General features: G+C 65.6%; 13 protein-coding genes and 1 pseudogene. 7 read left to right on the top strand and 7 right to left on the bottom strand.

Going from position 1 to position 13,966, the window contains the following annotated elements; all coding sequences use genetic code 11:
- Window positions 1–153: 153 nt before the first annotated feature.
- A pseudogene (locus tag HPY83_09905) lies at window positions 154–768 on the bottom strand (hypothetical protein).
- Between the two features lie 202 nt (window positions 769–970).
- Here HPY83_09905 and HPY83_09900 point away from each other — a divergent pair.
- Window positions 971–1,201: a hypothetical protein gene (locus HPY83_09900; GenBank protein NPV08257.1), complete on the top strand. Its 231-nt coding sequence runs from the start codon at window positions 971–973 to the stop codon at window positions 1,199–1,201.
- A 116-nt stretch (window positions 1,202–1,317) separates the two neighbouring features.
- Window positions 1,318–1,923: a hypothetical protein gene (locus HPY83_09895; protein NPV08256.1), complete on the top strand. Its 606-nt coding sequence runs from the start codon at window positions 1,318–1,320 to the stop codon at window positions 1,921–1,923.
- A gap of 622 nt (window positions 1,924–2,545) precedes the next feature.
- Here HPY83_09895 and HPY83_09890 read toward each other — a convergent pair.
- From HPY83_09890 to HPY83_09865, 6 genes are all read right to left on the bottom strand, one after another.
- A complete protein-coding gene (locus HPY83_09890) occupies window positions 2,546–2,854 on the bottom strand; it encodes a hypothetical protein (protein ID NPV08255.1) in 309 nt (102 codons plus the stop codon).
- A gap of 12 nt (window positions 2,855–2,866) precedes the next feature.
- Window positions 2,867–3,997 (bottom strand): hypothetical protein, encoded by a 1,131-nt coding sequence (locus HPY83_09885; GenBank protein NPV08254.1) that lies wholly within the window; start codon window positions 3,995–3,997, stop codon window positions 2,867–2,869.
- A 72-nt stretch (window positions 3,998–4,069) separates the two neighbouring features.
- A complete protein-coding gene (locus HPY83_09880) occupies window positions 4,070–5,125 on the bottom strand; it encodes a hypothetical protein (protein NPV08253.1) in 1,056 nt (351 codons plus the stop codon).
- A gap of 35 nt (window positions 5,126–5,160) precedes the next feature.
- The gene (locus tag HPY83_09875) at window positions 5,161–5,520 is read right to left on the bottom strand and encodes a hypothetical protein (GenBank protein NPV08252.1); all 360 of its coding nucleotides are present in this window, start codon (window positions 5,518–5,520) and stop codon (window positions 5,161–5,163) included.
- Between the two features lie 12 nt (window positions 5,521–5,532).
- Window positions 5,533–6,825, bottom strand: a complete 1,293-nt coding sequence (locus HPY83_09870) for a hypothetical protein (protein ID NPV08251.1) — start codon at window positions 6,823–6,825, stop codon at window positions 5,533–5,535.
- A gap of 183 nt (window positions 6,826–7,008) precedes the next feature.
- On the bottom strand, window positions 7,009–7,335 hold the full coding sequence (locus HPY83_09865) for a hypothetical protein (GenBank protein ID NPV08250.1): 327 nt from the start codon (window positions 7,333–7,335) through the stop codon (window positions 7,009–7,011).
- Between the two features lie 139 nt (window positions 7,336–7,474).
- Between HPY83_09865 and HPY83_09860 the strand changes: the two genes are divergently transcribed.
- From HPY83_09860 to HPY83_09840, 5 genes are all read left to right on the top strand, one after another.
- Window positions 7,475–7,837, top strand: a complete 363-nt coding sequence (locus HPY83_09860; GenBank protein NPV08249.1) for a nucleotidyltransferase domain-containing protein — start codon at window positions 7,475–7,477, stop codon at window positions 7,835–7,837.
- On the top strand, window positions 7,818–8,237 hold the full coding sequence (locus HPY83_09855) for a HEPN domain-containing protein (GenBank protein NPV08248.1): 420 nt from the start codon (window positions 7,818–7,820) through the stop codon (window positions 8,235–8,237). Before HPY83_09860 ends, HPY83_09855 begins: the two co-directional genes overlap by 20 nt.
- Before the next feature lie 141 nt (window positions 8,238–8,378).
- Window positions 8,379–10,400, top strand: coding sequence for a hypothetical protein (locus HPY83_09850; protein NPV08247.1), 2,022 nt, complete (start codon window positions 8,379–8,381; stop codon window positions 10,398–10,400).
- A gap of 117 nt (window positions 10,401–10,517) precedes the next feature.
- The gene (locus HPY83_09845) at window positions 10,518–11,807 is read left to right on the top strand and encodes a hypothetical protein (GenBank protein NPV08246.1); all 1,290 of its coding nucleotides are present in this window, start codon (window positions 10,518–10,520) and stop codon (window positions 11,805–11,807) included.
- Window positions 11,808–12,474: 667 nt separating this feature from the next.
- Window positions 12,475–13,737, top strand: coding sequence for an ArsB/NhaD family transporter (locus HPY83_09840; GenBank protein NPV08245.1), 1,263 nt, complete (start codon window positions 12,475–12,477; stop codon window positions 13,735–13,737).
- The last annotated feature ends 229 nt before the right edge of the window (window positions 13,738–13,966 follow it).

Genomic DNA, 13,966 nt, shown 5'->3' with positions numbered 1-13,966 from the left:
GTCATACTTCAGGGCGGCTCCGGGAGGTCCGATGTAGCGGTGGAGGGGAAGGAAGCTGGATTCGACCGACTTCTGGGCCCCCGCCTCAGCGTAGTTGAGCCGCAGGGCCAGGTTGGTGCTGGCGGGGGGCGAGTGAAGGGCCACGTTGTAGACGCCGGTGGCGCGACCCAGGTAGGCCAGGTCCTCGGGACTGATCTGGCGGGCGAAGACCAGGAAGCCGGCGTAGTGGCCGAGGCGTTCCTTGTCCCCACTGGAGACTATGCGGGAGGCGGCCAGCCAGTAGAGAGCGTTCTCCTCCGGCCGGTAGAGCATGACTTCGTCCGCGGGTCGCTCGAGCAGACTCCGGGTCAAGTGCTGGAGCGCGGAATTGACGATCTCCTCGGGCCAAGTCTCCAGGACACCGGTACGGTGTACCTGGTGGCCCTCCCGGGTCAGGACGGCGACTCCGCTCACGTCCCTGTTCCTCACCAGCCAATCCAGGTTGTGAACTGCCCAGTCCTGGTCCGGGTGGCGCACGAAGGTCACGGTCTCGTCCCAGACGGCGTACTGCTTCACCTGGTGAGCCAGGCTCTGACGCAGGTGGCCGTCGAGGACGGCTTCAAGGGCGGCATCTTTCTGCTGGGCCCAGATGCGTGTCATGTAGTTGAGAGTGCTGGTAGTGGCGAGGTAGAAGGCGATCACCGCTGCTGCCGCCGCGACGAAGAAGGCGGCACCGGTCAGGATGACGCGGTGGTGAGCGAACGGCTTCTTTGCCCCTGGTGTAGCCATGCCATTGTCCGTCTGGTGCGGGTCTGCGCACCGGCGCAGTAACAGATGCTGTCCGGGCCGTCGGTCCGGGCCCAGCCCCCCTCCGAAAAGACTCGGCCCAGGAGGAACGGTTCTTTATAGGAAAATGGTACCGAGGTACTAGGCGATACGAAGGGGAGAGGTGGTACCGGTGGGTGGAGGAAGGCGCCTTGGGGAGGTGAAGGTGGTCGAGGCGGACAAAGGGCCAAAGTGGGGAATGGTGCGGGCGGTGGTGCGCGGGTTCGACGGCCAGACTCACACGGCCACGGTGCAGCCGGTGGGTTCGATCTCGACCTACCTCCAGGCAGTGCCGGTGAGCCTGGAGGTGACGGCGCTGGAGGTGGGCGACCGGGTGTTGGTGATGATGCTGGACGAACACAACGCCGGGGATGCGGTGGTGGTGTGTAGGTACTGAGGAGACGCGGAGAGGGGGAGAGGGGGAGAGGGGGAGCCAACCTGTCTCCGTGTCTCCCTGTCTCCCCATCTCCGCGTCTCCCCCTCTCCCCCCTCGGGGTCACACGGGAGGTTGCGTTGGCTGACGACATAGGTGGCTATCGGGCGGCGTTGATGGATTTGCTGAAGGACCGGGCTGGGTCATCGTGGACGGAGGAGGAGTTGGATGCGGCCCTGAGCCTAGCGCTGGCGGACGTATCGCAGCGGCTGCCGCTGAGCTTGAGCGGTGACGTCACTCTTGACCTGGGCGGGCGGGAGGTGCCCCTGGCTTCTCTGGCGGGGCTGTTGTGGGTAGAGGAGGTGTGGTGGCCCTACGAGGGAGGATCGTATCCGCCCAATGTGGTGCCTTTCGAGGTTAGGGATGGGGTGGCCCATCTGTATACGGTGGTGGAGCCGGCGCCGGGCGACATGGTGCACGTGCTCTACGCCGGGGAGCATACCATCTCTGGGCTGGAGGGGGCGTCGGAGACGACGGTGCCCCGGGAGTGGCTCAGCCTGCTGGTGACGGGGGCGGCGGGGTACGCGGCTCTGGCCAAGGCGGCCTCCATGGCGCGGGAGTACTCCTGGCCCTCGGGCGCGGCTCGGATGATGAGCGACTGGGGGCAGTCCATGTTGGCCCTGTTCCGGGCGCGGCTGAAGGCGTTGCGCCCGGCATCAGCGCCGGCGTGGGTGAGTTGGGGATAGGGCAGGGGATAGGTTATAGGGGATAGGGGATAGGTTACAGGGGATAGGGGGCATATCTCCAGCGAGAGCTCTACTCCCCACGGTCCTATCCCCTGGAACCTGTACTGGCGGAGCGTACTCAGGGAAGCTGGTAGCGGGCATCCTCAAGCTCTCGTAGCTCCGCTCTCAGGCCCTCGAGTAGCTTGGCTTCGCCGGCCCACTCCTCAGGGAAAGGGCCGACGGCTCCCGAGGAGTTCGCGCGCCCACGCGCGAAAGGGCTCCAGTGGGAGACGTGGGGTGGGGGCGCGGAGTCCTCAGGGGAAGGAGCGAACAACCCTCGAGGAGTTCGCGCGCCCACGCGCGAGGAGATCTATGGCAGCAGGCGTCCCTGTCTGGGTGGCGCTACGCCTCAGGGGGGCGGACTCCTCAAGGGAGACCTGAGGCCGCCAGATTGCCGTCGGCTCGCCCCCTCAGGCGGTCGAGGGGCCGGCCTTGCAGCCTCCAGTTCCGGGGTTCTCGGGGTCGGGATCGCGGCTTACGAGTCTTCCCCCGATTGTGAGCTCTTGCCAGAAGCAGATCACAGGGGATAGGGAACGAGAAGCAAGAGCTGCCTCCCTATCCCCTGTAACCTATAGCCTACAACCTACCCCGCGTTCCGCAGCACCAGGGGAGTATAGACGACGATGCCGGAGGCAGAGCCGCCCCAGAAGCCTCCCTGGAGGGTGTAGGGGTCGCCGGTCATGACTTGAGCGTCGGGCTGGCCGATGGTGCCGGAGAGGGCATAGGGACCACCGGAGGTGGTGCCGCCGCCTCCGTCGAAGGTGTGCCAGGTGAGGTCGTAGGGGCCACCGGTCTGGGCCAGGGCCGCGCCGCCGACCAGGAGCAGGGCGAGCAGGACGACCGTTCCGAGGTAGAGGCTCTTGTGGGCGCGAGGTCTTGGGCTCTGTGGCATGGCACGCCTCCTCTAGTCGTGTTCCAGGGTCAGGCGGGCGCCGCCGATCTGCACCCAGGAACCACTGCCAGCAAAGCCACACTGGATGGCGAGGTAGACGATGCCGCGCTGGTCGCTGAGGACGTTGTTTGTCGTCAGGTCCCAATGCTGCACGCACTGCGCCCCCGGGCAGACCCGGTCTGTGTCGTCGCGAAAGATTTCATCGCCTGCTCCCACCCCGTTCTGCCTGCGCATGGCGACTATGGTAATGCCGGTGAGGTCATCTGAGGTGGAGAAGTACAAGCGGAGCCCGGTCATGGTGACGTTCTGACCGTACAACTGGCCGGGAATGGTGACCGGCAGCACGACGGTCTTGTTATGAACCCAATCAGTGCCTCCGTACACGTAATAGCCACCGTAATAGTCGTAGAGGAAACGGGTGGTGTCGTTCGTGTCTGCCTTTTGCAGGGAGTTGCCGCTGATCCAGAGGTAGGACTTGGCAGTGCTCTGGATGACGCCGGTACCAGAGGCTCTGATTGCCACGCCTCCGGTAGCACTGTACCCTTGCACACCCACGGGGCCGACGCCGCTGACGCCAATGCTATGGGTGCTCTGACCGTAGACGCCGGCAGCGTTGACACTATTGCCCCACACACCAACGGGGGCCATTCCAGTGCCGGTGTTGGTGGCAGCAAACATGGGCTCCGCGTTGACTGTGCCGGTCAGTCTGGCTCCGGGCCTCAACCCGAGGGCGTAGGGGGCGGCATTGAGGGCCGTCAGCGGCGACAGTGCCGTGTAGGGGTCGCTGCTGGCGCCGGGGCGCACCCCTACCTGCAGCCAGAGGGCCTGGCCATTGAAGTGGCTTCCTCCAAAGTCGAGGGAGACAGTGAAGTTGCCGTTGGTCACGGCCAGATCGTCCACGGTGATCGTGCTGCCCCTTTGGGTGGCGGTGCTCGGGTCACTGCCATCGTAGAGCTTGAACTCGAAGTCGTAGGTGCCGTTGGCGGGCGCGTTGTCGTCGAGGAGGCGGCCCTGGTAGGTGAAGGCGGTACCGAGGGCGGCCTGGGCGGAAAGGTCCGGCTCATCAGCTACGGCCGGCGAGGCGCAGAGGAGGACAGCAAGAAGCAGCCAGAGAGCCAGATGCATCATGGTTCGAGTCTTCACGTTACGCCTCCTGTGGAGAATGAAGGCCGGTAGGGAGCGTGCCGGTCTCCCTGGGCTATGTTCATCTCTCTCCTAGCTGTGTCCCAGCCGCACCCGCACACCGGTGAACTCGATCCTGCCGCCGGAGGGGATGTTGCAGTAGATGCGCACCGCCAGTTGCCCGTCGTCGGCTGCCAGGACGTTGTCGCTGGTGATGTCGAGGGTAACCGGTGGGCACCACGACCCGGCCGGTTCGCAGATGTAGGCTCCCTCCACGCTGGCTATAACGCGGTAGGTGCCATCCATCTTAGCCCGGTAGACTTCCACTCGAGTGGGAGTGCTGCCCGCGCCCGTGGGCTTGAAAGTGAAGGAGACTTCCTCCACCCGCACCGGCTGAGCATAGAGGATGGCGGGCAGGGTCACGGGGAAGACGATCTGCTTGTCACCAGCGCCTGAGGACACCAGGGAGACGTCTCCCTGGCCCCAGTACTGCAAGGTGGCATTGACGCTGGCGGCGTGGAGCACGGCCAGGTTGCCGGGCACGAAGACGTAGGACTTGGCGCTGCTCTTGATGCGCCCATTCCCGGCGGCCATGATGGCGGCGCCACTGCCGCTGCTGGCCCCGTAGACGCCATAGCCGCCATTGCTCTGACCCAGAATTGCCGTGCCGGAGTCGCTGCTGGCAACGGTGAGCCCACTGCCGGTGCCGATCATGGTGGTGCCGAAGCGCAAGCCCAGGGCATAAGGAGTGGCGGTGAGAGGGGTGCGAGGGGTAAGGATGGTGTAGGAACCGTCGCTGGACCCGGGGCGGACGCCCACCTGGAGCCAGACAAGCGGTCCCGTAAAGGGGTTAGATCCGAAGTCGAGTATGCTCGTAAAGACGCCGTTGCTCACGGCTACGTCCTCTACCGTGACGGAGGTCATCCATTCACTTCCTCCGGTAGAGGCATCGAAGAGCCTGAACTCGAAGTCGTAGCCGCCATTGGCCGGGCTGCCGCCGTCCAGCAGATGGCCCTGGTAGGTGAAGGCAACAGGGACCGGCGCTTGGGCGGTTAGGGACGGCTCTTCGGCTGCGGCGGTTGGCGTGAGGGAAAGAAAAGCGACCAGCAGTCCAAGGGCAAGGAATCTCAGGATACTCTTGTGTGTCATTTGATCCTCCTGATGGAAGGGCGAGAGCGTCTCACCTACCCCGCGTTCCGCAGCACCAGGGGAGTGTAGACGACGATGCCGGAGGCGGAGCCGCCCCAGAAGCCTCCCTGGAGGGTGTAAGGGCCGCCGGTCATGACTTGGGCGTCGGGTTGGCCGATGGTGCCGGAGAGGGCATAGGGACCACCGGAGGTGGTGCCGCCGCCTCCGTCGAAGGTGTGCCAGGTGAGGTCGTAGGGGCCGCCGGTCTGGGCCAGGGCCGCGCCGCCGGCGATGGCCAGGATCACGATCACTAGGAAGACGGCGATGTAGCATAGCCCCTTGTGGGCGTGGAAACGGGCACGAGACCCTATGCTACGGGATATGACACGGGCTGCGAGGATGAAGCGCTTGCTCATAGCAGCAACCTCCTATGGCGGACAGGCGACGGCAAAGGGTGTATAGCCCTCGTCGTAGACCATGGCGCAGACCACCGAGCCCGGGCCAACATTGTGTACTGGGCCGCCAGCAAGCTGTGAAGCCCCCACGCGCGATTGGAAAGCGGCATCGTTGTAGATGGTGTTGTCAGTGCCGAGCACCTGTGAGTGGTTCACCGTTACCCCATAGCTGCCGACGCTGCCCAGATTGTAGATGCCAACGTCTATTGCCGCCGCCGGGCCAGAGGCGCTGATGCCGCTTTGGCTGATGATGCAGCTGGCGCTCTCGTTGGTTACGCCGGCATTGCCGACTGAGCCATCGGCAGCGAAGATGACCGTATCGACCATGACAACTCCCCCAACAGAGTTGCGATTCTGCACGCCAATAGCAGCATTACCGCCAGAGGCGTATATGGTGACGTCCCTGAGACCAAGCAGCGAATTGTCACTGCTCCTTATACCAGTGTTGCCAGTGGTTCCTCCTGAGGCGCGCAGGGTCACGTGAGTGAGGGCAAGGGTAGCTGTCTTGTTCACGAGGGCGATGGCGTAGGTGTCCCCACCGGTGTTCTCCACCGTCAGCAGGCGCAGCTCGGCGTTGCTCGCTCCGATGACGGTGCCGGAGTCAAGGGAGCTGCTGCCGCCGGCGGTGATCTTAGTCGCCAGTTCGCCCGCACCCTCAATGTCCACGTACTGCTTCATGGTAACATTCTCGTTGTAGACACCGGGCGCCACCCAGACGAGATAATGGTTCATGGCGCTGGCGCCGGTGATGCTGTCCAGGGCTGCCTGGATGGTGCTAAAGTCGCCGCCGCGCTTGGCCACGACAACAACGTTTGCATAGGGGCTGCCGGCGGTATTGAGGGCGAAAAGAGCATAAGGAGCAGCGGTCAGGGCGGTGAGCGGAGAGAGAGCAGTGTAACTGCCGCTGCTACTGCCCGGGCGCACACCTGTCTGCAGCCAGAGGGCTCGGCCATTGAAGGGAGCGCTGCCGAAGTCGAGGGCAGTGGTGAAGAGACCGCCGCTCACCGCCTGGTCGTTCACCGCAAAGGTGCTGCCGACCTGGGTAGCGGTGCTCGGGTCACTGCCATCGTAGAGCTTGAACTCGAAGTCGTAGCTGCCGTTGGCGGGAGCGTTGTCGTCGAGGAGGCGGCCCTGGTAGGTGAAGGCGCTGCCGAGAGCAGCTTGAGCGGAGAGGTCGGGGGGTTCTTCGGCCAGTGCCGGCCCGACGCAGAGAAGGGCGACCAACAGGGGAAGGGCGAGGAGCTTAACTGCACTCTTGCGCGCCATGTGACCCTCCTTGGGCCAGAGGAATGGGGACATGCCCCGCTTGCGGCCACAAAGTCTATTCGGTTGTTCAGGCAGCAGTGGCTGGAGCATAGAGTTGATGAGCGGAGCCGTCAAGGATGCGGCGGAGGGCCAAGTTGCCGGTGGGGGCTGGGTACAGTTAGTACAGGACTTCGGGGTGGAAGGTCATCGTTCCATTCGCCGATCCCAGGTCTGCCGCCCTTCGACCCAGGCGTCAACCTGGTGACGAGGTAGCCTCAGGATGAGCTGCCAGAAGCGGAGTTGGCGGGGACTGAGACCGCCGCCGCGATGCTCCTCCAGCCAGCGGCGGATGGCGCCGTCGCCGGCGAGGGAGCGCAGCCAGGTAATGGCGTCCCAGTTGCCGGCGGCCAGGTTGCGGCCGATGATGAGGTCTTGGTCCTCCTCCCAACTCAGAGCCTCGAAGTCATAGTCCCAGAAGAGCTCTCGCAGGTGGGAGGGAAGTTCTGCAGTTGTAGTGGATGCAGGGCTCATGCTCGTCGCTCGGGTCCGGCAAGCGATTGGTGGGTGACCGTATGGTAGTACTCCGAAGGCCTGGAGGGGACCTGACCTTCGGCCCGTCTTCACTCTGCTCAAGGAGAGCGCTTCCCTCCTCTCTGAGTGCGAGTCTATAATGAGCGCATCGGAGTGGAAGATGGCGGCGACGCGTACAGGCGAAAGGCGGCTTTCCGACCCCGACCTTCAGAGGCTGGTGGATCTGCTGCGGCGCTACGACCCGGAGCGGATCATTCTCTTCGGATCGCGGGCGCGGGGCGAGGCCGACGAGTATAGCGACTACGATGTGATCGTCATCAAGCGCACCGAGATTCCTTTCCTGGAGAGGCTGCGCGAGATGGTGCCCTATCTGGTGGAATTCGGTCGTCCGGCTGAGATACTGGTGTACACGCCGGAGGAATTCGAACGCATGCGTGAGGTCGGTCTGGGTTGGGTGGTGCAGCGAGAAGGGGCGGTTCTATATGAACGTCCGCCAGACTGAAGCACGACGCTGGTTCAGCCAGGCCCGCGCGGACCTCGCCGTCGTGCACACTCTTGTAGGCGCCGGACATTACGCCGCCGCCTGTTTCCATGCCCAGCAGGCTGCGGAGAAGGCGCTCAAGGCAGTCTTGTTCAGCCAGGGGAGTCGAGTGATCTGGGGTCACTCGGTCGCCGAATTGGCGAAGCAGTGCAGTGTCCATGAACCCTCCTTCGCCGATCTGGCTGCAGAGGCGGCCCAGTTGGACCAATTCTACATTCCCACCCGCTATCCACACGGGTTACCCTCTCCGGCTGTACCAAGTGAGACGTACACCGCTGCTCAGGCGGAGATGGCCTCCGCCTCGGTGGAACGCATCATTGACCTGGCGGAGACATTCCTGCGCCGCCAGGGGGTGATATAGGCATCCTAGCCGCAGAAAACGCCGAGACCGCCGCAGACACCCCGGCCACGTGGCCGGGGTGTCTGCGGTGCCGCCACGTGCGACACTCGGCATGGCGTCAGCGGCACTTCCGTGCTTGTTCGTGGCTCCAGGGAGGATCAGTTGCTCGCACTATCGCCTACGTTGCTCTCGGCCCAGAAGAGTCGGTCGGCGCGGCCGTACGTACGGGTGACGGTGGACGACCGACACGTGGGAGTGGGCCGGCTGCGCCCGCAGGACGTGTACTCCGGCCCGGAGGAAGACGGCCCCTGTGCCCTAGCCTGCGGCACGGGCACCGGCGCGCCTGGCGACGGCTACGTGCTGCGGGCCCGGGTGGAGGAGAGCGGCAACCTCTACCTGTGCCGGACGCAGGTCGGGGCGGCGTCGGGCTGGGATGCCTGGACGCTGATGGCCTCGGCGGTGGACCCACAGGCGCAGGTGGCCTTGGCGGCCGCCACTGGCCGGGCCTACCTCCTGTACGTGGGCGGGTCGGGAGGCACGCTGTTGTGCCGCCGCAGCCAGGACGGCGGGCTCACCTGGTCGGCGCCGGAGATCGTCTACCAGGCTGACGCGGGTTGTCGCCTCACCTCGGTAGCGGCGGTGTGCCCCACGGCGCACGACTGCATCTGTCTCGTCGCTGACGACGGCCAGACGCAGGATCCCGACGACCTGGTGTACGTGGCCTGGTTGCGGGAGGGGCAGTGGCAAGGGGCGGCCTGGCCTCGGGATGCGGGAGACGGCGCCGCCGGGCTGGCGGCGGTGAGCGTCGGCGGGGACGAGAGCTACAGCAGCGTGCACTTCGTCCTCTGCGGCGCCTTCGAGGACACCACCCGACCGGCAGTGCGCCTCTATCACCTGCAGTTGACGGCGGAGGGCCTGCGGCTGTGGACCTACCGGGGAGCGGTGCTGGTGGGCGATGCCCCCGCCTTCACCTGGTCCCAGCCAGCCCTGGTGGCGGCCCCGGGGGACCGTCCTCGATTGTTCCTGGTGCAGAACACCGGCCAGGGCAGCCGGCTGGGGCATCTCTTCCTGCTGCGCCTGGGGCTGACGGGGCCGGTGTCAGCGGGAGACTTCGTGCCCCTGGAAGCGGAGACGGCCGGCGGGCCGGGCGCGGCCTCCTGGGGGGAAGAGATCTACTTCGGCTCCGCCTCGCGGGTGTGGAAGGCGGCGGTGTACGGCGGCGGGCCGGATCAGTGGGTGGACGTCTCGGGGGATGTGGCCCGCTATCGCGCCCATAGCGCACGACGAGGCGAGGGCCGGCTAGAGCTGACGCTGGACGGCGACGGCTCGCCGTCGGTCCTCCGGCCTGGGGGACAGGTGTGCCTGCGGGAGGGATACGTCACCGCCGAGGGATCGGAGTGGGTGTGCCGGGCTCCGTACTGGGTAGAGGAGGTGGTGCGCCGGTGGGGCAGGCGGCCGGAGGTAGTGCTGCGCTGCTACGATGGCTGGGGCAAGCTCTGGCGCAGCCCGGCCGACCGGGCCTACGAGTGGCAGACTTCGCCTGCCAACGTGCTGGCGGAGGCGCTGGAGCGGTTCGGGTTCGTCTACGGCGACGACGGCTCTTCCACGCTCTACTGCTCCGGTACACCGCCGCGCTTCTCTCTGGGCGTGGGGCAGCCCTGGGGCGGGCTGGTGGAGCGGGTGCTGGACTACTGCGGCTGTGAGCTGCGCTTCTCGACCGACCCGGAAGAGGAGGAGACTTGGCCCTCGGTACGGGCGTGGGTGTTCACCCCGGAAGATCAGGTCTGCTACTCCTATCTGGACGACCATCCCCTGCTGGAGAGCGCCCTGAGCGAGAGGGAACCGGAGGGCACCTGGGTGCAGGTGTTCGGCGAGGAAGCCTACGGCGAAGCACTGGACCTGGAAGCCATTGCGGAGGCGGGCTTGGCCTCGGTGCGCAAGGTGGTAGACGCGAGGATCAATCCCGGCACCGACGTCACCGCGGCCGGGGCGGCGGAGTTCGCCCTCCGCCGGCAGCGGTGGGCATGGCAGGGCGAGTGGCTGCTGGCCCGGCCCAACGTGGGTCAGGAGCTCATGGACGTGGTGAGCGTGGGAGCATCGGTCCGGCGAGTGCTGGAGATAGAGACCCACTTCGATCGTCGGAAGGGCGTGTACGAACAGAGGTTGCTGGTGGGAGGGAAGTGATACGTGATACGTGATGCGTGATGCGTGATACGTGACTGGGAACGGTGTGACCTCGGGAGTCACGGGTCACGTATCACGCGTCATGTATCACGTATCACGGATCATATGCGAGGAAACATGAGACAACATCGAGTGCTTTGCCTATATGTGCCTCAGTTTCGCGTTCTGGTCGAGAGGGTACGGCGGCCGGAGTTGACCCCGGTGCCGGTGGTGATCTACGACGGCGGCAGACGGCCGGTGGTGGTGGAGGGCTGCGGGCGGGCAGCCGAGGCGGGCGTGCGGGAGGGCATGCTACTCTCGCGGGCGCTGTCGCTCTGCCCCCAGGCGGTGCCGGTGCCGGCGGACGAGGACCACTACCGGCAGTGGCACCGCGAGAGCCTGGCGCCCCTGTTGCGCCTGACGCCGGAGGTGGCTTCGCCCTCCCTGGGCCTAGCTTTCATGGGAGTGCGAGGTCTGGATCGGCTCGTGGGCGACGAGAGGACGCTGGCGCGTTTGGTGCTGCAAGAGTGGAGGAGGGCCGCCCCAGGCACCTCGCCGGAGGGGGACGGTGAAGCTCTGCTCCAGGAGAGAGGATGCGATCGACTGGCGGCACGGGTGGGAATCGCCGGGGGGCAATTCGCTGCCGCCATGGCGGCCCGGCACGGCGGCAGGCGTATATGCATCGTGGTGCCGGGGAAAGAGATGGCCTTCCTTGCTCCCTTGCCTCTGGACGTACTGCCGGCGCCGGACTCGGATTGGCGGGAAATGCTGCGGCGGTTGAGGTTGCTGGGCCTACACACCCTGGGCGACGTGGCCGGGCTGGGGCGGGTGGCCATGCAGGCGCAGTTCGGCCTGCCTGGGCTGGAGGCCTGGCGGCTGGCCACGAACGACGTGAGCCGGACTCGCGGCTGGAGCCTCTTCGGAGGGGTGGAGATTTACCGCTCCTCCCTTCTGCTGCCGGAGGTGGAAGCCGGGAGGCAGTTCGACCCCGCGCTCGTGTCTTGTTCAGACCTGGAGACGGCGCTGGGCCGGCTGGCGGAGGAGGTGGCGGGCCGACTGCGCCGGGAAGGATGGTCTTGCGTGTCCCTGCGGGTGATGTGGCAGGTGGAGTCAGGGGAAAAGGAGAGCCGGGAGGTGACGCTGAAAGAGCCGACGGCGCTGGCGCCAGCAATGGCCGACGTGGCCCGGCGGTGCCTGGAGGGAATCATCGGTGGGCCGGTGGTGGAGTTGGGGCTGCGGGCCGAGGCCCTGGCGCCCCAGATGGGCAAGCAACTGACGCTGTTCCAGAAGCGCAAGGCCCGCCAGAGGCTGGTTCAGGTGGCGGCCGAGCTGCAGAAGCGGTTGGGCAAGGCGGCGCTCCTTCGGGTGCAACCGCTGGGGTCGAGCTATCTGGAGGAGCGGACGTACGCTTTCGCGCCGGACCTGTAGGGCCCCCCGAGGACATGCAGGTCCTCTCCAGACACCTAGGGTTCCGGCACCTCCTCTAGCTTCGGCGTGTCACCCTGGATGGTGCTCCACAATTCATCCAAGCGAGTGGCGGGCCGAAGTGCTCGCAACACGTCTACCAGTGTCGCCGCATCACCCGGCATAGAGGGGCCTCGCGCAACCTAGAATGTCCTAGCGCCGGAAGGGGTTCGCGCTACGCTCGATGGCGCGGCGGATGACCGGATCCACGCGCCTACCCAGCCGAGCCGACAGCTCCAGTTCTGTCTCCCCCGGGAGGTGCACCCATCGCCGCACACCCGCACAGGGGCTCTGGCCGGTAGCCTCACGGTTCTACAGGGAGAGGGTGCACTTGTCGGCAGGAGATGGAGTCCCCAGGAAGTGGGAGTCTAGGCGTGGGCGGGCGGACTCCCTCCCGCGATCGGCGAGCAGAGTAGGTGGCAGCGCCCGTAGGCCTGTGCTCCGGTCACCCTTTCCCTTTCGGGCCACATCTGGTATGAATGAGCGTCCCCCAACGTGGACGCGTCCCTGGTGTGTCTGCAGACTCCAACCGGGCTTCAGCTTCCCAGGCGGCAAGGCCGATTGGTGCTCCCCACGGACGAGGCCGCGAGGAGGGGGCCCGTGCAGCAGCTAGCCCGACGGAGTCCTGCCTATGAACCAGGCCCTCCTGGCCGGCGCCATATTCCTCCTCACCTATGCCGTCATCGTGAACGAGAGGGTGCCGCGCGCTCTCTCGGCGGTACTGGGTGCCGTTCTCATGATCCTAGCCGGGATCGTGGACCAGGAACACGCCTTCGACGCGGTGGACTGGAATGTGATCTTCCTGCTGGCCGGCATGATGGCCATCGCCAACGTACTGAGAGAGACCGGCGTATTCCAATGGGTGGGCGTGCAGGCAGTGAAGCTGGGCAAGGGCGACCCCTTCCGCATCATGGCGGTGCTCACGCTGGTCACCGGCCTGGCGTCGGCGGTGTTGGACAACGTCACCATAGTGGTACTGGTGGCTCCAGTGACCTTGCTGGTGGCCGCCAACCTGCGCATGAACCCTCTGCCTTTTCTCATGGTAGAAATCCTGGCTTCCAACATCGGAGGCACCGCTACCATGATCGGCGATCCTCCCAACATTCTCATAGCCAGCGCCGCCGATATAGACTTCGTCACCTTCGCCGCCAACCTGGCGCCCATATCGTTCTCCATCCTGCTGCTCTTGGTGGGCCTGGCGGGTCTGCTCTTCCGTCGTGAATTGAGGGCCGGCCGGGCGCAGGCTCTCGACGTGGAGGCTCTAGACACTTCGGCCCTCATCACCGACCGGCCTCTGTTGGCCAAGGCGGTGGTGGTACTGGTCGGTGTCCTGGGAGGCTTCCTGGTGCACGGTGCGGTGGGGCTGGAACCGGCCACCATTGCTGTTGCCGGGGCGACGGTGCTGCTGATCTGGGGCCGGGCCAATCCTCACGACATCATGCGCGACATCGAGTGGACGACCCTAGCCTTCTTCGTAGGCCTGTTCATCCTAGTGGAGGCGGTAGTTCGGGTGGGGATCATAGGGGCTGTGGGCCGGGCCGCCGTCCGTCTTACCGGCGGTAGCCTTCCTCTCACTTCCATGATCCTCCTCTGGCTCTCGGCCTTCGTCTCTGGGATGGTGGACAACATCCCCTACACGGCCACCATGATCCCCATAGTCCGTAGCCTGGCCCAGTCCATGCCTGCCCGGCCGCTCTGGTGGTCGTTGGCGCTGGGGGCCTGTCTGGGCGGGAACACAACTCTCGTGGGAGCATCGGCGAACCTGGTGGTAGCCAGCCTGGCGGAGCGGAGCGGCTATCCCATCAGCTTTGGGCGCTTCCTCCGGTACGGGGTCAGCACCACCGTCATGTCCCTCCTTCTTGCTAGTGCTTACCTCTGGCTGCGCTACCTGTAGGGGACGGCGCCCTCTCTTCCCCTTGCCTCCGTCCGATGGACAGGGCCTCTTCCACGTAGGGCTTTCTCAAAGTCGGGGAGGTGAGCGGAGCAAGGGGTGAGCCGGAGGGGATGCGAAGCGAGCCTCACTTGGTTATTGTAAAGCTGAGAAGCAAGCACTAACCAAGGAGGCTCAAGGTGCAGTATAGCACACTCTCCTCTGATCAGATGACAGCGGTGGGTCCGGTGGT

This window comes from Anaerolineae bacterium, from assembly GCA_013178015.1.
Classification (GTDB): Bacteria; Chloroflexota; Anaerolineae; order DRVO01; family DRVO01; genus Ch71.
The sequence above is the reverse complement of the archived record's forward strand: the minus strand, read 5'-3'. Positions and strand labels throughout refer to the sequence as shown.

Bases quoted from the DNA above. Each gene is read 5' to 3' on its own strand.
- HPY83_09890 (NPV08255.1), bottom strand. From the start codon at position 2,854: ATGCCACAGAGCCCAAGACCTCGCGCCCACAAGAGCCTCTACCTCGGA.
- HPY83_09880 (NPV08253.1), bottom strand. From the start codon at position 5,125: ATGACACACAAGAGTATCCTGAGATTCCTTGCCCTTGGACTGCTGGTC.
- HPY83_09875 (NPV08252.1), bottom strand. From the start codon at position 5,520: ATGAGCAAGCGCTTCATCCTCGCAGCCCGTGTCATATCCCGTAGCATA.
- HPY83_09870 (NPV08251.1), bottom strand. From the start codon at position 6,825: ATGGCGCGCAAGAGTGCAGTTAAGCTCCTCGCCCTTCCCCTGTTGGTC.
- HPY83_09865 (NPV08250.1), bottom strand. From the start codon at position 7,335: ATGAGCCCTGCATCCACTACAACTGCAGAACTTCCCTCCCACCTGCGA.
- HPY83_09860 (NPV08249.1), top strand. From the start codon at position 7,475: ATGAGCGCATCGGAGTGGAAGATGGCGGCGACGCGTACAGGCGAAAGG.
- HPY83_09855 (NPV08248.1), top strand. From the start codon at position 7,818: ATGAACGTCCGCCAGACTGAAGCACGACGCTGGTTCAGCCAGGCCCGC.
- HPY83_09845 (NPV08246.1), top strand. From the start codon at position 10,518: ATGAGACAACATCGAGTGCTTTGCCTATATGTGCCTCAGTTTCGCGTT.
- HPY83_09840 (NPV08245.1), top strand. From the start codon at position 12,475: ATGAACCAGGCCCTCCTGGCCGGCGCCATATTCCTCCTCACCTATGCC.